27 protein-coding genes are annotated in these 22,097 nt (G+C 41.9%); 25 read left to right on the top strand and 2 right to left on the bottom strand.

Features of this window, described 5'->3' with window-relative positions; translation table 11 throughout:
- Window positions 1-15 precede the first annotated feature (15 nt).
- Window positions 16-972 (top strand): AEC family transporter, encoded by a 957-nt coding sequence (locus C5695_RS18480; RefSeq protein ID WP_017368214.1) that lies wholly within the window; start codon window positions 16-18, stop codon window positions 970-972.
- A gap of 35 nt (window positions 973-1,007) precedes the next feature.
- Here the strand turns inward: C5695_RS18480 and racA are convergent, their stop codons facing one another.
- A complete protein-coding gene (gene racA, locus C5695_RS18475; RefSeq protein ID WP_117732332.1) occupies window positions 1,008-1,556 on the bottom strand; it encodes a chromosome-anchoring protein RacA in 549 nt (182 codons plus the stop codon).
- Between the two features lie 210 nt (window positions 1,557-1,766).
- Here racA and prfA point away from each other — a divergent pair, with 210 nt between their 5' ends.
- From prfA to C5695_RS18365, 21 genes are all read left to right on the top strand, one after another.
- Window positions 1,767-2,834, top strand: coding sequence for a peptide chain release factor 1 (gene prfA, locus C5695_RS18470; RefSeq protein WP_117732330.1), 1,068 nt, complete (start codon window positions 1,767-1,769; stop codon window positions 2,832-2,834).
- On the top strand, window positions 2,824-3,708 hold the full coding sequence (gene prmC / locus C5695_RS18465; RefSeq protein WP_117732328.1) for a peptide chain release factor N(5)-glutamine methyltransferase: 885 nt from the start codon (window positions 2,824-2,826) through the stop codon (window positions 3,706-3,708). The genes prfA and prmC overlap by 11 nt, the downstream gene beginning before the upstream one ends.
- Before the next feature lie 142 nt (window positions 3,709-3,850).
- On the top strand, window positions 3,851-4,381 hold the full coding sequence (locus tag C5695_RS18460) for a hypothetical protein (protein WP_117732326.1): 531 nt from the start codon (window positions 3,851-3,853) through the stop codon (window positions 4,379-4,381).
- Between the two features lie 67 nt (window positions 4,382-4,448).
- Complete coding sequence (gene spoIIR, locus C5695_RS18455) at window positions 4,449-5,102, top strand: stage II sporulation protein R (protein WP_117732324.1); 654 nt, start codon at window positions 4,449-4,451, stop codon at window positions 5,100-5,102.
- A 63-nt stretch (window positions 5,103-5,165) separates the two neighbouring features.
- Window positions 5,166-5,609, top strand: coding sequence for a GNAT family N-acetyltransferase (locus C5695_RS18450; RefSeq protein WP_117732322.1), 444 nt, complete (start codon window positions 5,166-5,168; stop codon window positions 5,607-5,609).
- A gap of 161 nt (window positions 5,610-5,770) precedes the next feature.
- Window positions 5,771-6,823, top strand: coding sequence for an L-threonylcarbamoyladenylate synthase (locus C5695_RS18445; protein ID WP_117732320.1), 1,053 nt, complete (start codon window positions 5,771-5,773; stop codon window positions 6,821-6,823).
- Window positions 6,824-6,883: 60 nt separating this feature from the next.
- Entirely contained in the window at window positions 6,884-7,438 is a 555-nt protein-coding gene (locus C5695_RS18440) for a manganese efflux pump MntP (RefSeq protein WP_117732318.1), read from the top strand.
- A 63-nt stretch (window positions 7,439-7,501) separates the two neighbouring features.
- A complete protein-coding gene (locus tag C5695_RS18435) occupies window positions 7,502-7,960 on the top strand; it encodes a low molecular weight protein arginine phosphatase (RefSeq protein WP_117732315.1) in 459 nt (152 codons plus the stop codon).
- Between the two features lie 141 nt (window positions 7,961-8,101).
- Window positions 8,102-8,551, top strand: a complete 450-nt coding sequence (gene rpiB / locus C5695_RS18430) for a ribose 5-phosphate isomerase B (protein ID WP_117732313.1) — start codon at window positions 8,102-8,104, stop codon at window positions 8,549-8,551.
- A gap of 12 nt (window positions 8,552-8,563) precedes the next feature.
- Window positions 8,564-9,103: a TIGR01440 family protein gene (locus C5695_RS18425; RefSeq protein WP_117732311.1), complete on the top strand. Its 540-nt coding sequence runs from the start codon at window positions 8,564-8,566 to the stop codon at window positions 9,101-9,103.
- Window positions 9,104-9,277: 174 nt separating this feature from the next.
- Entirely contained in the window at window positions 9,278-10,525 is a 1,248-nt protein-coding gene (glyA, locus tag C5695_RS18420) for a serine hydroxymethyltransferase (RefSeq protein ID WP_117732309.1), read from the top strand.
- A gap of 147 nt (window positions 10,526-10,672) precedes the next feature.
- Entirely contained in the window at window positions 10,673-11,302 is a 630-nt protein-coding gene (gene upp, locus C5695_RS18415) for a uracil phosphoribosyltransferase (RefSeq protein ID WP_003214553.1), read from the top strand.
- Between the two features lie 667 nt (window positions 11,303-11,969).
- Window positions 11,970-12,353 (top strand): ATP synthase subunit I, encoded by a 384-nt coding sequence (locus tag C5695_RS18405; RefSeq protein ID WP_024423731.1) that lies wholly within the window; start codon window positions 11,970-11,972, stop codon window positions 12,351-12,353.
- A 7-nt stretch (window positions 12,354-12,360) separates the two neighbouring features.
- On the top strand, window positions 12,361-13,095 hold the full coding sequence (gene atpB / locus C5695_RS18400) for a F0F1 ATP synthase subunit A (RefSeq protein ID WP_088003385.1): 735 nt from the start codon (window positions 12,361-12,363) through the stop codon (window positions 13,093-13,095).
- 48 nt (window positions 13,096-13,143) lie between these two features.
- Window positions 13,144-13,356, top strand: coding sequence for a F0F1 ATP synthase subunit C (atpE, locus tag C5695_RS18395; RefSeq protein WP_003214968.1), 213 nt, complete (start codon window positions 13,144-13,146; stop codon window positions 13,354-13,356).
- A gap of 120 nt (window positions 13,357-13,476) precedes the next feature.
- Window positions 13,477-13,998 (top strand): F0F1 ATP synthase subunit B, encoded by a 522-nt coding sequence (gene atpF, locus C5695_RS18390; protein WP_117732305.1) that lies wholly within the window; start codon window positions 13,477-13,479, stop codon window positions 13,996-13,998.
- Window positions 13,995-14,540: a F0F1 ATP synthase subunit delta gene (locus C5695_RS18385; RefSeq protein WP_012011549.1), complete on the top strand. Its 546-nt coding sequence runs from the start codon at window positions 13,995-13,997 to the stop codon at window positions 14,538-14,540. The genes atpF and C5695_RS18385 overlap by 4 nt, the downstream gene beginning before the upstream one ends.
- Window positions 14,541-14,556: 16 nt before the next feature.
- Window positions 14,557-16,065, top strand: coding sequence for a F0F1 ATP synthase subunit alpha (gene atpA / locus C5695_RS18380; protein WP_117732303.1), 1,509 nt, complete (start codon window positions 14,557-14,559; stop codon window positions 16,063-16,065).
- Window positions 16,066-16,154: 89 nt separating this feature from the next.
- The gene (locus C5695_RS18375; RefSeq protein ID WP_024423727.1) at window positions 16,155-17,021 is read left to right on the top strand and encodes a F0F1 ATP synthase subunit gamma; all 867 of its coding nucleotides are present in this window, start codon (window positions 16,155-16,157) and stop codon (window positions 17,019-17,021) included.
- 24 nt (window positions 17,022-17,045) lie between these two features.
- Complete coding sequence (gene atpD / locus C5695_RS18370) at window positions 17,046-18,467, top strand: F0F1 ATP synthase subunit beta (protein WP_117732301.1); 1,422 nt, start codon at window positions 17,046-17,048, stop codon at window positions 18,465-18,467.
- 24 nt (window positions 18,468-18,491) lie between these two features.
- Complete coding sequence (locus C5695_RS18365; protein WP_003214592.1) at window positions 18,492-18,887, top strand: F0F1 ATP synthase subunit epsilon; 396 nt, start codon at window positions 18,492-18,494, stop codon at window positions 18,885-18,887.
- Window positions 18,888-18,929: 42 nt separating this feature from the next.
- Here the strand turns inward: C5695_RS18365 and C5695_RS18360 are convergent, their stop codons facing one another.
- Window positions 18,930-19,436: a hypothetical protein gene (locus C5695_RS18360; RefSeq protein WP_410369218.1), complete on the bottom strand. Its 507-nt coding sequence runs from the start codon at window positions 19,434-19,436 to the stop codon at window positions 18,930-18,932.
- Window positions 19,437-19,573: 137 nt separating this feature from the next.
- Between C5695_RS18360 and C5695_RS18355 the strand changes: the two genes are divergently transcribed.
- From C5695_RS18355 to murA, 3 genes are all read left to right on the top strand, one after another.
- Window positions 19,574-19,804: a DUF1146 family protein gene (locus C5695_RS18355; RefSeq protein ID WP_117732299.1), complete on the top strand. Its 231-nt coding sequence runs from the start codon at window positions 19,574-19,576 to the stop codon at window positions 19,802-19,804.
- 128 nt (window positions 19,805-19,932) lie between these two features.
- On the top strand, window positions 19,933-20,667 hold the full coding sequence (locus C5695_RS18350) for a YwmB family TATA-box binding protein (RefSeq protein ID WP_117732297.1): 735 nt from the start codon (window positions 19,933-19,935) through the stop codon (window positions 20,665-20,667).
- Between the two features lie 32 nt (window positions 20,668-20,699).
- Entirely contained in the window at window positions 20,700-22,007 is a 1,308-nt protein-coding gene (murA, locus tag C5695_RS18345) for a UDP-N-acetylglucosamine 1-carboxyvinyltransferase (RefSeq protein ID WP_117732295.1), read from the top strand.
- The last annotated feature ends 90 nt before the right edge of the window (window positions 22,008-22,097 follow it).

Below are 22,097 nucleotides of genomic sequence, written 5' to 3'. Positions count from 1 at the left end.
AGGAGGAATAGTAAGATGGACTTTTTAAATATTTTGATCCTCCTAGCACCGATTTTTTTCGTTATCGCGCTGGGTTGGTTCGCAGGGAACTTCGGCAGCTATGACGCTAAATCTGCAAAAGGTGTAAGTACACTTGTTACAAAGTATGCTTTGCCAGCGCACTTTATCGCCAGCATTCTGTCAACACCAAAAGATAAATTCTATAGTCAAATTCCATTTTTCGTTGCATTGATTTTCGGAATCGTAGGTTTTTATATCATTATCCTTTTAGTTACGAAATTTGCTTTTAAATATGATTTAACAGATTCATCTGTTTTCTCATTAAACTCAGCACAACCGACCTTTGCATTTATGGGGATTCCGGTCTTGGGCAGTTTATTTGGGGCTCAAGAAGTTGCAATTCCGATTGCTATTACCGGAATAGTTGTAAATGCATTGCTTGATCCAATTGCTATTATTGTGTCAACTGTCGGTGAAAAAACAAAAGGAAAAGCCAAAGACGGCGAAAGCTTCCTAAAAATGACGACAAAAGCAATTTTACACGGTTTATCAGAGCCGCTTGCACTTGCACCGCTAGCAAGTATCATTCTTGTCCTTTTAGGATTTAAACTTCCTGAAATTGGACATGAGATGTTAGAGGAAATTGGAAGTGTAACATCAGGGGTTGCGCTATTCGCAGTCGGTGTTACTGTAGGTATTCGAAAAATTAAATTGAGCCTGCCAGCATTCAGTATTGCACTATTAAAAGTAGCTGTACAACCACTACTCATGTATTTTATCGCCATTCTTATGGGTCTTTCGGCGGATGAAATTACAAAAGCTGTATTGCTTGTTGCATTCCCAGGTTCAGCTGTTGCAGCCATGATCGCCACTCGATTTGAGAAACAAGAGGCAGAAACTGCATCCGCATTTGTCATCAGTGCCATCATGTCACTCATTACATTACCGATCATTATTGCACTTACCGTATAATATAGTAGAAAGGCTGCCATAAGAGGCAGCCTTTCTTAGCGAAATGAATGGAACAGAGGGAAGAGCACACGCTTTTTTTTCATCTCGGGGTGTGCGATTTCCTTTTCTTCTTTTGCTTGTGATGGTTGTTTCAGGCTCGCGGCAAGGCGATCAAATTGAGAGGATAGATCTTCAATTTCTCTGCGATGTTGGAGCAGCTGATACGACACACCTTCATCTGCTTTTTTGGCCAGTTTTCGTTCAAGTTCTTGCAGTCGATTTTCTATTTCAGTCACGTGTAATTGCTGCTGCATGAGCTGATACACTTGGTTCTCCAAAGCTTCAATTCGTTTTGAAGAGGTGGAGGTTTCTATAGTGGGTGATAGTTGCTGCATAGTCTCTTGGTGGATCGGCAGCCTAATGTCATGGAGGATCACACCTTCGTTCATTTGTTGTTTAACCTCTTTGAGCAGCTGTACAATCTCTTCATGAAATTCGTAATGTCCAAGTTCGTTCCGGGCGACAGGGATGTTGAGCTGTTTAACCCAACGCTGAATTGTTTTTGAAGAAACACCAATTTCTTTTGCTACCTCATTTGTATTCAAACCAAATGCCCTCCCTTTTTTCAATTATAAGTACCATTCTCTTCAAGGAGGAGCTGTTCCTTCACGTTAGACAAAACAAGTAATCAATCGCCAAAGATCGTGTTTTCTAGCGGAAAATTGCAGAAAATCAATTGTTTTGGAAATTTTTTTGACTGTCATACCCCGCTATACTATAATTAGACTGTTACGCACAAAACAGAGGTGAAGACCATGTTAGACCGTTTAAAATCAATTGAAGAACGCTATGAAAAGCTAAATGAATATTTAAGTGATCCTGAAGTGGTGAACGACCCTACGAAGCTTCGTGAATATTCGAAAGAACAATCTGATATTCAAGAAACTGTTGAGGTATATAGACAATATCGTGCGGCATACGACCAGTTGAGCGAAGCGAAAGCAATGCTGGAAGAAAAGCTGGATGCAGAGATGCGCGACATGGTCAAAGAAGAAATTTCAGAGCTCACAGAAGAAACAGAACGTTTAGAAGACGAGCTGAAAATCTTGCTGATTCCGAAAGATCCAAATGACAACAAGAACGTTATTGTGGAGGTTCGTGGTGCAGCAGGCGGAGAAGAGGCTGCGCTCTTTGCTGGAAATCTTTACCGTATGTACAGCCGCTATGCTGAAATGCAAGGCTGGAAAACGGAAGTAATGGAAGCAAGTGTCACTGGCACAGGCGGTTATAAAGAGATCATCTTTATGATTAGCGGGAAAGGCGCATATTCTAAACTAAAGTTTGAGAATGGTGCACACCGCGTGCAGCGTGTTCCAGAAACGGAATCAGGCGGACGGATCCATACATCTACTGCGACAGTTGCTGTATTGCCTGAGGCTGAAGAAGTTGAAATTGATATCCATGAAAAAGACATTCGTGTAGATACTTTCACATCAAGCGGACCTGGCGGACAAAGTGTCAATACGACGATGTCTGCTGTTCGATTAACTCACCTTCCAACAGGTGTGGTTGTCTCCTGTCAGGATGAAAAGTCACAAATCAAAAACAAAGAAAAAGCCATGAAAGTGTTACGTGCAAGAATTTATGATAAATTCCAGCGTGAAGCACAGGCTGAATACGATCAAACTCGTAAATCTGCTGTTGGAACAGGGGATCGTTCAGAGCGTATCCGTACGTATAATTTCCCGCAAAACCGTGTAACGGATCACCGCATCGGATTGACGATTCAAAAGCTTGATCAAATTTTAGAAGGAAAACTTGACGAGGTCATTGATGCATTAATTATGGAAGACCAAGCAAGAAAGCTTCAAAATGCACAATAATCAACGAACAATTTTTGAAGCCCTTAAATGGGCTTCTTCTTTGTTAACGGAAGCCGGTAGAGATCAAAACGCAGCAGAGATCCTTTTGATGCATGTCATGGATTTGAGCAGAAGTGAACTACTTGCGCGTTTTCATGATTTGCTGCCAGAGGAGCAAGATCGGTTGTTCAGTGAGTTTGTCACGCAGCACAAGAAAGGCGTGCCTGTTCAGCATTTAACGGGGGTTGAATTTTTTTACGGCCGTCCCTTCGAAGTGAACAAACATGTTCTCATTCCTCGGCCTGAAACGGAAGAGGTCGTTTTGGCGGCGCTGAATCTGGTGGATGACGTCTTCCCACACGACCAGCTGCTCAAAGCAGTAGATGTTGGTACAGGAAGTGGAGCAATTGCGATTACGCTCGCTCTTGAAAAAGAATCCCTATCTGTCACTGCAACGGATATTTCACATGATGCACTTGCGGTCGCAAAGCGGAATCAACAAGCACTCGGTGCAGACGTTCATTTTTTACAAGGCGATTTACTTGAACCGATGATAGCTCAAGGCATCAAAGTGGATCTGTTTATTTCCAATCCACCTTATATTGCGGTAGAAGAAATGAACAGCCTGTCAGAAGTTGTGACGAAGCATGAGCCAGTAAGTGCGCTAACAGATGGACGTGATGGTCTGTGGTTTTATAAGCGTCTAATTGGTGATCTTCACATTGTACTTCATGAGCAGGCAGTCGTTGTCTTTGAAATTGGACATACGCAAGGGCAAGATGTTAAAACGCTTCTTTTGCAGGCATTTCCTGGAGCGGATGTCCGCATCGTCAAGGATATAAACAGGAAAGACCGAGCGGTTTGCGCACACATTCAAAATGGAAAGTCCGGCTGAATAAAGTCGGACTATTTTATTATGTAAAGATGAAACTTATGGTAAAAGAGAAACGTATATATAAAAGAATGAACATTCTGATCATGATTTTTTTACATAAATTTGTTTTGAAGGAGCGAATGGTGTGAGCAGAAGGTATGCGATGGTGTTGGTCATCGTCAGTGTACTATTGATTGTGAGTGCTTGTGGTAAACCGAGCTTTAAAAAAGAAGCAGCAGCATTTGGAGAAAGCTATAAAAAAGCACAATACACAGTGAATCGAACGGATGACCTAACTGACATGAAGGAGAAGCTGAAGTTTTATTTAACCGAGCATGAGTATCAAGAATATACACAAGACAGCATGTTCCCGAGCGTATTAGAAGCAGCAAAGGATCAAGAGTGTCAAATTAAGCTGAAGAAAATTACGTTTACGCCTTCAGATGAAAGCGATGACAGAATTGAATTTGACTATAAAATGATGATCCAATTTATTGATCAAAAAGGAAATGTCAAAAAAGAAATCGAGAAAAAAGGCGCTATGACTGTTATCAAAACCGAATCAGGGCTGAAAATCAGCCGAGATTGGGATGGGAGACTGTATCCTTCCGATTACCAATCCTTACTCCAAAGCCGTTCTACGCTGAACGGCTTTTTTGATTTCACTCATAATCTATTAAAAAAATCATTTTAGCTGTTTATAAGATGGGTTTCCTGGACACAATGTTTGTAACGAAGAGAAAAAGTGGGGGGAACACATCATGTTTAAAAATAAAATGATGATTTGTCTTTATATGTTTCTATTATTATGCGGTGCTTTTGCAAACCTTGGCAGGGAAGAGACGGCGACTGCTTCAGCAGATCAGCCTGTTGTGATACCGGATGAAGCAATCCGTTTACGCATTTTAGCAAACAGTGATCGTTCAGCAGATCAGGATGTCAAAAGAAGCATTCGCGACGAGGTGAATGCCAATATGACGGAATGGGTCAAAGACCTCACATCCATTGAAGAAGCTAGACGTGTTGTTCGATCAAAACTGCCAGAAATCAATCGTATCGCCAAAGAGAAATTAAAAGAACAGCACATTGATCAATCCGTATCAGTCAGCTTTCAAAAAGCCTCATTTCCAACAAAGCTTTATGGGAACTTCGTCTATCCTGCCGGGAAATATGAAGCCATTTTAATAACGCTCGGTGAAGGGGATGGAGCCAATTGGTGGTGTGTATTATTCCCGCCGCTTTGCTTTATCGACTTTTCAAATGGAGAAGCCATCGCGTCGCCAGAGGGAGATGATGACCAAGTGACTGCGCAGAAAACAAATGAGTCTGTCAATGAAGTGGTGAAAGACGAGGAAGAAGAGACTGGTGAAGTGAAATTCTTTTTGTTCGAATGGGTCTCTAGTCTTTTCTCTTAAAAAAGGTATAAATCTGTTTTTGCCTCATAGAGTTGAAGTAAGAGATTAAAAAGAGGTGAAAGCATGTATTATCAATTAAGAATTGCAACAGAAGAAGATATCCCAGCGATCAATGCTTTTCTTGAAAAGGGACAAGCGAAAGGCGGCGTTACGCTTGCTTCGCGTACGACATTTGTTGTCATGGAAGATGCAGACGGTCAGCTGGCAGGGTGCTTAGGTCTTGAACAGCTCAGTGAACAAGAGGGGTTGCTGCGCTCCCTTGTCATATCAGATAAACTAGGTCAAGGTCATATTGTGTCTTTGTTCCAAAGTGTGCAAACACTTGGAGGGAAAATAGGTGTGGATACTTTTTATGTCGTCTCAAACCATTCCTCCTCACATGACTTTTTGGCTTTGATGGGCTTCACGCCTTTAGAGGACATCCCAGAAAGCATGTGGGTATCCGCTCATGCAAAGGAGACATTAGGGAAAGGACAGGCCGTGGTTCTTCAAAAAAAAGGCATTTAATCAAAACATACTGGACTTATACACATACTTATCCACTGTTAAACAAGTGTTATCCACAAATTGTGGACAACGCTTGTTTTATTGATCATCATCTTTTATACTTTCAAAAGGATAATTGAGATATATCAACAGTTTTATCTTTTTTAAAAGGAGTTTGTATGATGTTAAATACAAAAAGATGGTCTGTGGATTTAGAAAAGGATTTATCCACATACTATCCACAAATTGAACAGGCAGCGTTGTTATTGCAGCAAAACGAAGTGGTCGCCTTTCCGACAGAGACTGTTTACGGACTAGGGGCTAATGCGAAAGAGACAGAAGCTGTCATGAAAATTTATGAAGCGAAAGGGCGTCCAAGTGATAATCCATTGATTGTTCACATTGCGGAGGTTGAGCAGCTTCATGAATTTGCACAAATAGAAAGCGAAAAAGCAAAGGCATTGATGGATGCCTTTTGGCCAGGCGCTTTAACCATTGTTCTTCCATGTAAGCCTGGCACTTTATCAAAGCAGGTCACGGCAGGTTTATCCACAGTTGGTGTGAGAATGCCTGACCATCCGATTGCGCTTGAACTGATCCGAGCGGCAGGTTTGCCGATTGCTGCACCAAGTGCCAACCGTTCAGGTAAACCATCACCAACACTAGCTAACCATGTAGCGAGTGATCTCGATGGAAGAATTGCTGGCATTGTTGATGGCGGTTCAACTGGAATTGGCGTTGAATCAACGGTTGTATCCTGTGTCGGCGAAATTCCAGTCATTCTAAGGCCGGGTGGCATTACAAAAGAAGCCTTGGAAGAGGTCGTGGGAACGGTCGACATCGACCCGGGGCTGACAAAAAAGGACGAAGCGCCTGTATCGCCAGGAATGAAATATACACACTATGCACCTGAAGCTCAAATGTATCTCTATTTTGGAAGTGATGAAGAGATGCAGCGTCACATTCAGACATATCAGGCTGAAGGTTTAAAAGTTGGCGTGCTCACAACAGAAGAGAAGAAATCGTTGTTTACGGCAGATGTCGTATACAGCTGTGGATGGAGAGAAAGACCTGAAACGATTGCGGCAAACTTATATCGTGTACTAAGGCAATTTGATGAGACAGATGTAGAAGTCATCATTTCAGAAGCCTTTTCAGAGCAGGGAGTGGGTTCAGCGATTATGAACCGTCTGCAAAAAGCGGCAGGAGGGCGCACTCTCTCTTCGCTCAAATAGTTCTAACCCTACTTGGACAAACATAGGTTAAAGGAGAATGCGTGTCCAAGGGGGATGTACATGAACGAGCTAGCTGGCGAATTGCTGACTCTCAGCATCATGGCTTTTGCACTGGGGATGGATGCTTTTTCGGTTGGACTTGGCATGGGAATGATTCAGCTGAAGTTCCGCCAAATGATTTATATTGGACTTGTCATTGGGATATTTCATATGTTTATGCCGCTTTTTGGTATGCTGACAGGTCAGCTATTATCAGGCTGGCTCGGGCTCCTTGCCACCTATATCGGCGGGGCGCTACTGTTGGTGCTGGGGCTGCAAATGATCGTTGCGTCTATCCGCAAAGAGGATAAACCATTTATTGCACCTGTTGGGGCTGGTCTTATGCTTTTTGCTACAAGTGTCAGTTTAGACAGTTTTTCCGTTGGTTTAAGCCTCGGCATTTACGGTTCTCACGTGTGGATGACCATTTTATTGTTTGGCTTTTTTAGTATGATCCTCACATGGCTTGGATTATTGCTCGGTAAACAAGTGCGATCATGGGGTGGGTCATATAGCGGGGCGCTTGGCGGAATCATTTTACTAGCCTTTGGTATTAAATTATTATTTCCGCTCTAGCCAGTCTCCTTACATAACATGTAGAATGAAATGCTATATAATAGAAGAAAAGGAGGGCGAAAGATGAAAATCTTATTTGTTTGTACGGGAAATACATGCAGAAGTCCGATGGCTCAAGCCCTTTTTGCTTCAATTGCACATGAAAAAGGTTTAGTGGTCACTGTTAAATCAGCAGGCATATTTGCCTCAGATGCTGGGAAGGCTTCTCCTCAAGCGGTCGAAGCATTATTTGAGAAAAGCATTCCGCTGAATCACTCATCTTCTAAACTGACAGAGGATCTTCTTCATGAAGCTGATTATGTTTTCACCATGACGATTCAGCATAAGCAGTTGATTGTGGAGCAATATGCTCATGTAAAAGACAAGGTCTTCACTCTAAAAGAATTTGCAACAGGAAGAGAAGGCGATGTATCCGATCCGTTTGGAGGAAGCCTGTCTGTTTATCAGGAAACACGTGATGAACTAGAAGCATTGTTACATCAGCTGGTTGAGAAATTGAAAAAGGATTTCACATCCTTATAGTGGACAACTTGTAAAACCGTTGCACTAACGGTTTTTTCTGCTTTTGTTTGCAAATGACTAGGCAGAGGTTAAAATATAACTGTAAATAAAGAAGAAATGTAAGACAAGACAGATCAACTCACCCTTAGGAGGAATTGCCCGATGAAAGTAGCTATTGCATCCGATCACGGCGGAACGAATATTCGTGAAGAAATCAAACAATTGATGGATGAATTGAAGATTGAATACATTGATATGGGTTGTGAATGTGGATCAGGCTCTGTAGACTACCCAGATTATGCTTTTCCTGTAGCCAATATGGTGGTAAGCGGAGAAGTAGACCGCGGCATTTTAATTTGTGGGACAGGTATCGGCATGAGTATTTCAGCAAACAAAGTGAAAGGAATTCGCTGTGCGCTGGCGCATGATACATTTAGTGCGAAGGCGACAAGAGAACATAATGATACGAACGTCCTTGCGATGGGCGAGCGAGTCATTGGTCCTGGATTAGCACGTGAGATTGCACACATTTGGCTGACAACAGAATTTACGGCTGGACGACATGCTGTTCGGATTGGTAAAATCGCTGATTACGAAGAAAAGCACCTGTAAGGAGCGCTTAATATGAACATTGGTCAAGATTGGCTTAAAATGTTAAAAGAGTTTCATCAAGTGGTCGAACTGCGTGCAGGGCAAATTTTAGTCATTGGCTGCAGTACATCGGAAGTGGCTGGGGAGCATATTGGGACAGCAGGAAGTGAGCAAATTGCTGCGTCCATCTATCAAGAATTGGATCAGCTGAGACGAGAGATCGGTATTGAGCTCGCTTTCCAGTGTTGTGAGCATCTAAATCGTGCGCTTGTGGTGGAAGAAGAAGTGGCATACCGTCTTAACCTCGAGATTGTCGCGGCAGTACCTGTCCGAAAGGCGGGTGGTTCGATGGCAGCTCATGCGTATCAGCAGATGGAACATCCTGTGTTAGTTGAATCCATCGAGGCGCATGCTGGAATCGATATCGGTGATACATTGATTGGGATGCATCTAAAGAGAGTTGCTGTGCCTGTCCGCCTGAGTCATCATCAATTAGGACAAGCACATGTGACGTTCGCGAAAACGCGTCCGAAGCTGATTGGCGGAGAACGAGCGGTTTATACGAGATCATAGATGATATATTTCTAATATAATGTTGAATGATAGAGACGTTTCACCACTTAAATATTCGGTTTTTCGCAAAAAAGAAGTCGTTTTTCCAAAAAAACTTTTACATTTCACTCAAAAACCGTGTACAATGAGATGGTGAAAACATCGAATGGAAATAGATTGGAGAGGATTTCGCTGATGAAACATTTACCTGAGCAAGACGCACAAGTATTCAAGGCAATTCAACTAGAGCGGAAACGCCAGCAGGACAAAATCGAATTAATTGCATCAGAAAACTTCGTAAGCGAAGCAGTCATGGAAGCACAGGGCTCTGTTTTAACAAACAAATATGCAGAGGGCTACCCTGGAAAACGCTACTATGGCGGCTGTGAACATGTAGACGTTGTAGAAGATATCGCACGTGACCGCGCAAAAGAAATTTTTGGCGCTGAGTATGTGAACGTACAGCCTCACTCAGGTGCTCAAGCGAATATGGCCGTATACTTTACCATTCTTGAGCATGGCGATACTGTGTTAGGCATGAACTTATCACATGGTGGGCATTTAACACACGGAAGCCCTGTCAACTTTAGTGGTGTACAGTACAACTTTGTAGAATATGGTGTTGATAAAGAAACTCAGCATATTGACTATCAAGATGTACTTGAAAAAGCACGTGAGCATAAGCCGAAGCTAATCGTTGCGGGTGCAAGTGCATACCCACGTCAAATTGATTTCAAAAAGTTCCGTGAGATTGCTGATGAGGTCGGTGCTTACTTTATGGTCGACATGGCTCACATTGCGGGTCTTGTTGCAGCAGGTCTTCATCCAAACCCAGTTCCTTATGCAGACTTTGTGACAACGACAACTCACAAAACTTTGCGCGGACCTCGCGGTGGAATGATCCTATGTCGTGAAGAGTTTGGTAAAAAGATCGACAAATCGATCTTCCCGGGTATTCAAGGTGGACCACTGATGCATGTGATCTCTGCAAAAGCTGTTTCTTTCGGTGAAGTATTGAACGGAGATTTCAAAGCATATGCACAAAACGTCATTGATAATGCAAAGCAGCTAGCTGACACACTTTTGTCTGAAGATATTCAGCTTGTTTCTGGTGGAACAGATAACCATCTTGTTCTCATCGACTTGCGTTCTCTTGGCATCACAGGAAAAATTGCAGAAAATGTTCTTGATGAAATCGGTATTACAGTGAACAAAAATGCGATCCCTTATGATCCAGAGAAACCTTTTGTCACAAGTGGCGTACGTGTAGGTACAGCAGCAGTGACGAGCCGTGGATTCGATCAAGAGGCGATGAAAGAAGTCGGTTCCATTATTGCGCTTGCTCTAAAACATCATGAAGATGAAGCGAAATTAGAAGAAGCGAAAAAACGTGTATCTGATCTAACTGCCCGCTTCCCTCTATATAATGAATTAGATTATTAAGAAGCAGACCCATTTGCCTATTTTTGGCATGTGGGTTTTTTTTGTAGGATTTGCGAATCATATTGAAAGATGATGTCTTTTTATGTAGAATTGTAGGAAGTGTGCAAAGTTCACCGGAAGATGACAGAAAAGGAGTTGTAGCAAGCAATGGCAAAGGTTTATGTATTTGATCACCCGCTTATTCAGCACAAACTTACATATATTCGTGACGTTCATACAGGAACAAAAGAATTTAGAGAGCTAGTGGATGAAGTCGCAACATTAATGGCATTTGAAATCACAAGAGACTTACCGCTTGAAGAGGTAGATGTAGAAACACCTGTACAAGTAGCTAAATCAAATGTGATCTCTGGTAAGAAACTCGGTGTTGTGCCGATTTTAAGAGCAGGTCTTGGTATGGTGGACGGGATTTTGAAACTCATTCCAGCTGCTAAAGTGGGACATGTCGGTTTATACCGTGATCCGAAAACATTAAAGCCTGTTGAATACTATGTGAAGCTTCCATCTGATGTAGAAGAGCGTGAATTTATCGTAGTAGATCCAATGCTTGCAACTGGCGGTTCAGCAGTCGAAGCATTAAACAGCTTGAAAAAACGTGGTGCGAAAAACATTCGCTTCATGTGTCTCATTGCTGCGCCTGAAGGTGTAGAAGAAATGCAAAAACATCATCCAGATGTTGATATTTACATTGCAGCATTAGATGAGAAATTAAACGAAAAAGGTTACATCATCCCAGGTCTTGGTGATGCAGGTGACCGTATGTATGGAACGAAATAAACACGCTTCAGCATGTAGACAAACCCTCGCATTCTTTGTCAGTCCTGCGCGCCGGTACTCACGAATGTCAAATTCGCTCCGTTCCGGTGCTCGTCCTTCCTAGAATGCAAAGGTTTTCTATCACGCTGAAAAGAAGACAAAGGGCTAAAATAAACATCATTTTAGCCCTTTGTCAACAATCTGAAGCCCACATGCAAACGTGCATGTGGGCTTTTTTGAAATATATGACAAACGGTTGATATCGTTCTTAGAAAAATCAATGTATACTGAACATTAGCTGTTTTTTTCAATGAATGTCACGTGTCTCCTAAAGTTTGATGAAATTGTGAACATTTTGTGTGCTCTATCATTATAGAAAAGTTTTTTAACTTTCAACGGATTGACACATCATAGACGCTATTGTATGCTAAACGAGGGTATTATGGTAAGGTTTTCATAGCCTATAGCACTCTACTAATCCTCATTGTGAACCCTTTAATTATCAGGGTTTGTAACAGCGAATGAAGCAACATCCCATAGATCTTTAGATTTCAAGTCTGATTGTGCAATTAGACTGATGGGTGATTGATTTTTTTCGAACAGGGCGGCTTATCATAAGCGTCTTCTACGCAGTTTTCATCACCATTTATCACCTTTTTTACAATATTTTTCATCGGGAGTCAGATGAATGAACGATCCAAACGCGATTTTCCGCAGACAGAGTAAATACATGTTCTATCTATTGGCAATTTTTGTGTTTGGCTATGCCATGCCTGGTTTTAAACCACTGTTTCTTGGTTTCATTATCGGCACAATTTTTGCTTTCTTTAATTTATTCCTACTTATACGGAGAATGCACGCTTTTGATCGAGCGGTTAAAAAAGGAAAATCCATTCGTTCAATGGGAAGTACAGCCAGGTGGGCCAACGCGATTCTCGCAGTAGCGATTGCTTGGCGTTACCCTAATGAAGTTCATCTGGCAGGTGTTGTTATAGGATTAATGACAATATATCCTGTCATTATGATAGATTCCTTCATTCAACTTAAACGTTCTACTATGGAAGAGAGGTGAATACTCTTTGGGTCACAGTTCAAAAACGACAGAATTTTTAGGGTTAACGTTCAACTTATCCAATGTTCTCATGATTACGATTGCTAGTATCATCGTTCTTCTCATAGCGGTGCTGACTACTCGTGTTCTGTCTATCCGCCCGACAAAGGCGCAGAACTTCATGGAATGGATCGTTGATTTTGTTCGAAATATCATAGGTAGTTCGATGGACATGAAAACAGGAGCCCCATTTCTAGCGCTTGGCGTTACATTACTCATGTACATATTTGTTTCAAACATGCTTGGACTGCCATTCTCGATTTCGGTCGATCACAATTTGTGGTGGAAATCACCAACAGCAGACCCTGCAATCACAATGACACTGGCGATTATGGTTATGGGATTGACACACTACTATGGTGTCAAGGCAAAAGGAGTCAAGGAATATACGAAAGACTACTTTAGACCAATTCCCCTTTTAGTGCCATTGAAACTTATTGAAGAATTTGCAAACACGTTAACACTTGGTTTGCGTCTTTATGGGAATATTTTCGCTGGAGAGATTCTTCTTGGGTTACTTGCAGGACTTGCGACCAATTTCTACACGCAAAACATTGCGCTTGGTATCGTTGGTACATTAGGTGCCATCGTGCCGATGATTGTATGGCAGGCATTCAGTTTGTTTGTCGGAACCATCCAGGCATTTATCTTCACCATGCTGACAATGGTGTACATTTCCCATAAAGTCAGCGACGAACACTAAAAAATTGAGAGTCCAAAAAGGACGTTATTTTAAAGGAGGAGCTTTTTAATGAATTTAATAGCAGCAGCAATTGCAATCGGTTTAGGAGCACTAGGAGCAGGTATTGGTAACGGTCTAATCGTATCTAAAACAGTTGAAGGAATCGCTCGTCAGCCAGAAGCTGGTAGAGAACTAAGAACACTTATGTTCATCGGGGTTGCTTTAGTTGAGGCACTTCCAATTATCGCTGTCGTTATCGCATTCTTGGCATTCTTTGGTTAATATGTGAGAAGCGTTCTAATATGAATTTTAATGGCGAAGATCAGATTAGTTCGAAACTTCGCCATTCCTTTATGTTTTGTTTCTTAACATATTATTTAAAGAAGGGAGTTGCCGTACTAAATGTCTCAGTTACCAGTGGTTTTAGGAGCAGGTGGCTTAAGTTTCAACGCCGGGGATATGTTATTCCAGCTTATCGCTATGCTCATCCTGCTTGCACTTTTAAAGAAATTTGCGCTTAAACCTTTATTAGGTATTATGAAGCAGCGTGAAGATTATATAGGAAATGAAATTTCAAGTGCTGAACAAAAGCACGTTCAAGCTGAAAAGCTTCTTGAAGAACAACGTGTCTTATTGAAAGAAGCACGCGAAGAATCACATACACTTATCGAAAATGCGAAAAAAATTGGTGAGAAACAAAAAGAAGACATCATTCAAGCAGCGCGTCAAGAATCAGAGCGCTTGAAAGAGTCTGCTAGAACTGAAATCGTCAAAGAAAAAGAACAAGCTGTGGCTGCACTGCGTGAGCAGGTTGCATCACTATCTGTGCTGATTGCATCTAAAGTGATTGAAAAAGAACTTGATGAGCAAGCACAAGAGAAATTGATTCAAGAGTATCTTAAAGAGGCAGGCGAAAGCCGATGAGCGTGACTATTGTCTCTAAGCGTTACGCTTCTGCTCTTTTTGACATCGTTCTTGCTTCTTCGGCAGTAGACGAAACTGAAAAAGAGCTGAATGAGATCAAAAAAGTTCTAAAGGCTGACCAAGAACTGAATGACTTCCTTGTTCATCCGAAGATTACGGCAGACAAAAAGAAACATTTGATTGCAGAAGCTTTCAAAGGTGTTTCTACTCATGTATTGCACACAATGTATTTATTGATTGACCGCGGACGCACAAATATTTTCTCTGAAATGACGTCCGAGTTTGTAAAACTTGCAAACCGCACAAAACAAATAGACGATGCGATCGTTTATTCAGTCAAACCGCTCAGCGGAGCTGAAATTCAATCTTTATCTGAAGTATTTGCCAAAAAAGCCGGAGTCACATCACTTCGTGTTGAAAACGTGATTGACAAGGATCTAATAGGCGGAGTGAAAATCCGTATCGGAAACCGCATTTATGACGGCAGTGTCAGCGGAAAGCTTTCCCGCATTGAACGTCAGCTTGCAGGCGAAAATCGTTAGAAGGGGTGAAACCTTAGTGAGTATCAAAGCTGAAGAGATTAGCGCGCTGATAAAGCAGCAAATCCAAAACTATCAATCTGAAATTGAAGTAAAAGATGTCGGTACAGTCATTCAAGTAGGGGACGGTATCGCGCGTGTACATGGCCTTGACAACATTATGGCAGGAGAGCTGGTTGAGTTCTCTAACGGTGTAATGGGTATGGCTCAAAACCTTGAGGAGTCTAACGTAGGTATCGTTATTTTAGGACCTTACAAAGATATCCGCGAAGGTGACGATGTGAAACGTACAGGTCGTATCATGGAGGTTCCAGTAGGTGAAGAGTTAATCGGACGTATTGTGAACCCACTTGGTCAGCCTGTTGATGGACTAGGTCCAATTTTAACAAGCAAAACACGTCCAATTGAAAGTGAAGCACCAGGCGTTATGGATCGTAAATCTGTACATGAGCCGCTTCAAACAGGGATTAAAGCTATTGATGCCTTGATTCCAATCGGACGTGGACAGCGTGAATTGATCATTGGTGACCGTCAAACAGGTAAAACATCTGTTGCAATTGATACGATCTTGAACCAAAAAGATCAAGACATGATCTGTATTTATGTAGCGATCGGACAAAAAGAATCTACGGTTCGTGGTGTTGTTGAAACACTTCGTAAGCATGGTGCGCTTGATTACACAATCGTTGTCACAGCTTCTGCATCACAGCCAGCTCCGCTTCTTTACCTTGCTCCTTATGCAGGTGTAACGATGGGTGAGGAATTCATGTATAACGGCAAGCACGTACTTGTTGTCTATGATGACCTTTCTAAACAAGCGGCAGCATACCGTGAGCTTTCACTATTGCTTCGTCGTCCTCCAGGTCGTGAGGCATTCCCTGGTGATGTTTTCTATCTTCACTCTCGTTTATTAGAGCGTGCAGCGAAGCTTAGTGATGAAAAGGGTGGCGGTTCTATCACAGCATTGCCTTTCGTAGAAACGCAAGCTGGCGATATTTCTGCATATATCCCAACAAACGTTATTTCAATCACAGATGGACAGATTTTCTTACAATCTGACCTCTTCTTCTCAGGCGTACGTCCAGCGGTAAACGCAGGATTGTCTGTATCCCGTGTAGGTGGTTCTGCACAAATCAAAGCGATGAAAAAGGTAGCAGGTACACTTCGTCTGGATCTTGCTTCTTATCGTGAGCTTGAAGCATTCGCTCAGTTTGGATCTGATCTAGACCAAGCGACTCAATCGAAATTAAACCGAGGTGCTAGAACAGTTGAAGTCTTAAAACAAGACTTGAACAAACCGCTTAAAGTTGAAAAACAAGTAGCGATTCTTTATGCACTCACAAGAGGATACTTAGACGATGTCGCTATTGCTGATGTCAAACGTTTCGAAGCTGAGTTATTCATGTACATTGAAGAAAACCATAAAGATTTGTTTGACACAATCTCTCAAACAGGAAACATGCCTGCTGATGAAGAGTGGAAGGCAGCTATCGAAGGCTTTAAACGTACGTTTGCACCAAGCAACTAATTAGTAATCTTTCCGAGAGAAAAAGATTCTCTTTTTCTCTCTTTTCACGTAAATGAACACGGATTCCTGAAAAAAAGGTGGTGAAATCTTTGGCCTCATTACGCGATATAAAGTCAAGGATCACGTCAACAAAAAAATCGAGTCAGATCACAAAAGCGATGCAAATGGTATCAGCTGCGAAATTGAATCGTGCTGAAAACAATGCGAAGTCTTTTGTTCCTTACATGGAGAAAATCCAGGAAGTGGTTGCTGCAATCGCAACTGGAACAAGTGCTAAGCACCCAATGCTTCTTTCAAGACCTGTCAAGAAAACAGGATATCTCGTCATTACATCTGATCGAGGGCTTGCAGGACCTTTTAACAGCTCGATTTTGCGTGCCGCTTACCAAACCATTCAATCTCGTCATCAATCCGCTGATGAATATGCGGTGATTGTCATTGGTAAAATCGGACGCGACTTCTTCAAAAAGCGCGGTATTCCAGTTATTTCTGAAGTAACAGGGCTTGGAGACGAAGTAGCGTTTGCTGATATTAAAGAATTAGCAAGCAGTACAGTTCAAATGTTCTCTGATGAAGCGTTTGACGAACTTTACATGTTCTACAACCACTTTGTCAGTGCCATTTCACAAGAAGTAACAGAGAAGAAATTGTTGCCGCTAACGGACCTTTCGGCCGCAGCGACACCAAATAAACGTTCAGCATCTTATGAGTTTGAGCCTTCTGAAGAAGAAATTCTTGAAGTTCTCCTTCCTCAATATGCAGAGAGTTTGATTTTCGGTGCGCTTCTTGACAGCAAAGCAAGTGAACATGCTGCAAGGATGACAGCAATGAAGAGTGCAACAGACAACGCAAAAGAATTGATCGACAGCCTGACACTCTCTTACAACCGTGCTCGTCAAGCAGCGATTACACAAGAGATTACAGAAATTGTCGGCGGAGCAGCTGCCTTAGAATAGAAATAATTGTCAGGAGGGAATGCAATGAAAACAGGACGCATCAGTCAGATCATGGGACCAGTCGTAGACGTTCGTTTTGAAGACGGTCACTTGCCTGAGATTTATAATGCGATCAGAGTTTCGCATAAAGCGGAAAGTGAAAGTGAAGTTGATATCGACTTAACTTTAGAAGTAGCACTACATTTAGGTGACGATACAGTGAGAACTATCGCAATGGCTTCAACAGACGGTGTGAAGCGCGGTATGGAAGCTGTAGACCTTGGAAAACCAATTTCAGTACCAGTTGGGAATGTTACACTTGGACGTGTATTCAACGTACTGGGAGATAACATTGATTTAGATGAGCCACTTGGTGTGGAAGCTCAAAGAGATCCAATCCACAGACAAGCGCCTTCTTTTGATCAACTTTCTACAGAAGTTGAAATTCTTGAAACAGGTATCAAAGTTGTTGACCTTCTTGCTCCTTATATCAAAGGTGGAAAAATCGGTCTATTCGGTGGAGCTGGTGTAGGTAAAACCGTTCTGATTCAAGAATTGATCAACAACATCGCGCAAGAACACGGCGGTATTTCTGTATTCGCTGGGGTTGGAGAGCGTACACGTGAAGGAAACGACCTTTACTACGAAATGAAAGATTCTGGCGTTATCGAAAAGACAGCCATGGTCTTCGGACAAATGAACGAGCCACCTGGTGCACGTATGCGTGTTGCTCTAACTGGTTTGACAATGGCAGAGCATTTCCGTGATGAACAAGGTCAAGATGTATTGTTCTTCATCGATAACATCTATCGTTTTACACAAGCAGGTTCTGAAGTATCAGCCCTTCTTGGACGTATGCCTTCAGCGGTAGGTTATCAGCCGACACTTGCAACAGAAATGGGTCAGCTGCAAGAGCGTATCACATCTACAAACGTAGGATCTGTTACATCGATTCAAGCGATCTATGTACCTGCGGATGACTATACGGATCCAGCTCCAGCAACAACGTTCGCTCACCTTGATGCGACGACAAACCTTGAGCGTAAGCTGACTGAAATGGGTATTTACCCAGCGGTTGATCCTCTTGCTTCAACATCTCGTGCACTTGCACCTGAGATCGTTGGCGAAGAGCATTATGCCATTGCACGTGAAGTGCAACAAACATTGCAGCGTTATAAAGAGCTACAAGATATCATTGCCATTTTAGGTATGGATGAATTATCTGAGGACGATAAGCTTGTGGTACACAGAGCGCGTCGTGTTCAATTCTTCCTATCTCAAAACTTCCACGTAGCAGAGCAGTTCACTGGCCAAAAGGGTTCTTATGTGCCATTGAAAGAAACTGTTAAAGGCTTCAAGGAAATCTTATCTGGTAAATACGATCATCTTCCTGAAGATGCATTCCGCTTAGTTGGACGCATTGAAGAAGTGGTTGAAAAAGCCAAAGAGATGGGTGTAGAGGCCTAATCTGGTCCTTAGGAGGGTAAAAGCATGAAGACCGTTCAAGTCAATATCGTTACTCCCGACGGCCCAGTGTATCAAGCGGATGTGGAAATGGTCAGTGTCAGAGCAGAAAGCGGTGAGCTTGGTATTTTAGCTGGCCACGTTCCAATGGTTGCTCCGCTAAAAATCGGTGCAGTTCGCTTAAAACATAGTGGATCAACTGAATTGGTTGCAGTAAGTGGCGGATTTGTTGAAGTTCGCCCTGAACAAGTAACGATTCTTGCTCAGGCCGCTGAAACATCAGACAAAGTTGATGTCGATCGTGCTAAATCAGCGAAACAGCGTGCTGAAGAGCATTTGAACCACCCGAATGAAAGTGATGTACGCCGGGCGGAACTCGCATTAAAACGGGCGTTAAACCGTTTAAATGTAGCAGGGAAATAAAACAGAAAATCCTTCTTATCACATTGATAAGAAGGATTTTTTTTAGAATGACATGAGAGATTGATACATCGACACATACGGATGAGAATCCTGTTTTTCAAGATATAAGTGCTCGCAAAACTGCGTACTATGCCACGTTTTATTGTGCCGGCGTAGGCCAAGCGTATATTGATGCGGAGAGTCCATATAAGGCCGCACAACCCAGTCAGCATCTGAATGATGATGGATGATAACCTCTCCCATATACACACTCAACATCGCTTCTAGTGCATCTATTGGCATTTTCCACTCAGCAAACAACTGCTTGGTAAATGCATCAAAGTATAGTGATTCTAATTGATACAGGCTTTCCTCAGAGTAATCCAAAGAAATGTTATGAAAATGACACAATTGCGCTAATTCTTCTAGCTGTGTCTGTCTATAATCAAAGTAGAAAGCAATGGCCTCCCATTCATGATCAAATGAGGGAACCAATTCTCCGTACAAATCAACAAAGTCAGGAAAAGAATCTTTCAATGTGTTCAGCTCCTTCCACACGCAGTATATCATCTCCTTGGCACCAGCATAAGAGGGGATTCACACTAAATGTAGCTCTTTTTTCCAAATGACTCATCTTTCCGATTTTCGAGGATATAATGAAAGGGAGTTTTCCTTTACAGAAATAAATAAAAGGAGGATTCAACTGTATGGAAGACGTAGGACAACAAGCAATTGTGAGTATTGTGATCCACCTATTTTTTATTGCGATTACATGGTGGGCATTGCTTGGCGTAAATATTGATCCACTGATTAAAAAAGGGAAAATCGTTCAAGCAAGGTTGCTGATGATGCTGATTACCATTGCCATCGCATCTGCGGTCAGCAATTTCTTCCTTGATTATTTAAATTTCTCCAAACAAATTCCTTATATGTTCTAGCATAAAAGGTTTGGTCACTCCCTTATGCGGGAACGTAAAAAGAAGTGTCAAAAGTATGGCCTTTGATGACTTTTCCACGTATGCATAGACCTCCTTGCGGCAACACTTGTAGCAAGGGGGAATGACAAGTGAAAAAGTATTTAAAAGGTTGGCCATTATTTGCGTTTATTCTTTTTTTTGTTCTGATGATTCAAGGTGTTCGTGCGGAAGAATCATCTCCGCTTGCCCAAATAGCTGAAGGTCTAAAAAACCAGCAAATCAAAGTTGATGGATGGACCCTTCACGCCAAAACAAATGTAGACATTTCATCCGAACAATTTTCAAAAAAAGTGAAACGTTTGAAAGACGAACTACGACAGTATGAGTGGACCGAAAAAAAAGAGAAACATGTCTCCAAAGTCACAGGAATTTACAAAGATGAAAAAAATGATACATTATCGAAAATTTTACTCGTGAAGACCGACACAAAATCCAATCAAAAGTCGTATTTATTATATGAGCAAAAAGGTGCTCGCCCACTGAATACCTGGGAACATACATATGATCAGTTCGTACGTCATGCAAAAAGCATATTACAAGAAAAATTTGTGATTTTTACTTGTCTCGATGGTCATGTAAATGGTATGATGGATGTTGTTTTGCAAAAAAAAGCTGAAACGTTAGCAAATGAATTTCAAGCAAAACCAGTTGAGTATCTCGTTGAGTCTAATTTTGTGTCGCTTTCCGCTTACACAGATAAGTGGGAACAGTTCATTATGACTTCAAATGATAAAATGAATGTTCAAATTGCCATCAGAAGTTCGGAAATGAACGAAAATCATACGATTACGGTTGGCACACCAATCGTAACGACTGAATATTAATATAGAGAATTTGGGACGCGGAGGGGAAGACCTTGGAAAAAATCATCGTCCGCGGCGGTCAAAAGTTAAACGGCACAGTTAAAGTAGAAGGCGCAAAAAATGCCGTTTTACCAGTTATCGCTGCATCTTTGTTAGCAAGTACAGAAAAAAGCGTAATTTGTGATGTACCTACGCTCTCCGATGTATATACAATCAATGAAGTGTTACGTCATTTAGGAGCAGAAGTACAATTTGAAAATAACGAAGTATCAGTAGATGCATCTCATGCACTAGCAACTGAGGCTCCGTTTGAGTACGTCCGTAAAATGCGAGCATCTGTGCTTGTCATGGGACCACTTTTAGCAAGAACAGGTCATGCAAGAGTTGCATTACCTGGAGGTTGTGCAATTGGTTCTAGACCAATTGACCAGCATTTAAAAGGCTTTGAAGCAATGGGAGCTAAAATTCAAGTAGGAAATGGTTTCATCGAGGCTGAAGTAAACGGCCGTTTAAAAGGTGCAAAAATCTATTTGGATTTCCCAAGTGTAGGTGCAACTGAAAACATCATCATGGCAGCAGCATTAGCTGAAGGAACAACGATTTTAGAAAACGTAGCAAAAGAACCTGAAATTGTTGATTTGGCAAACTACATCAATGCCATGGGCGGTAAGGTTCGCGGAGCTGGTACTGGTACAATCAAAATCGAAGGTGTGGAAACACTTCACGGTGCAAAACACAACATCATCCCTGACAGAATTGAAGCAGGTACTTTCATGGTGGCAGCAGCTATTACACAAGGAAATGTTCTTGTAAAAGGCGCTGTGCCAGAACACATGACTTCACTTGTTGCAAAAATGGAAGAAATGGGTATTCAGATCATTGAAGAAGAAGAAGGTTTAAGAGTCATTGGACCATCTGAGCTCAAGCCAATCGATCTAAAAACAATGCCGCATCCTGGTTTCCCAACGGATATGCAGTCTCAGATGATGGCGCTATTGCTTCGTGCGAACGGAACAAGCATGATCACAGAAACGGTGTTTGAAAACCGCTTTATGCATGCTGAAGAATTCCGCCGCATGAATGGCGATATTAAAATTGAGGGACGCTCTGTGATTATCAACGGGCCGGTTCAACTTCAAGGTGCTGAAGTATCAGCGACTGATTTAAGAGCAGGAGCAGCACTTGTACTTGCTGGATTAGTGGCAGAAGGTCATACACGTGTCACCGAGTTGAAGCATATCGACCGTGGTTATGTGAACTTCCACCAAAAGCTTGCAGCAATTGGTGCAGATATTGAAAGAGTAAACGATGAAGCAGCAGATGTGACACAAGAACAAGTTGTATCAGATCTGAACGCGTAATCATAAAGAAATCAGTGTGTCCATGAGGCATGCTGATTTTTTTTAGAATCATAGAATGGTTTATTTATAAAAGCTTATCATTAGTGTATC

This window comes from Bacillus pumilus, assembly GCF_003431975.1.
In the GTDB taxonomy this organism is placed as follows: Bacteria; Bacillota; Bacilli; order Bacillales; family Bacillaceae; genus Bacillus; species Bacillus pumilus_N.
Note: the sequence above shows the minus strand (reverse complement) of the source record. Positions and strands in the feature narration are given on the sequence as shown.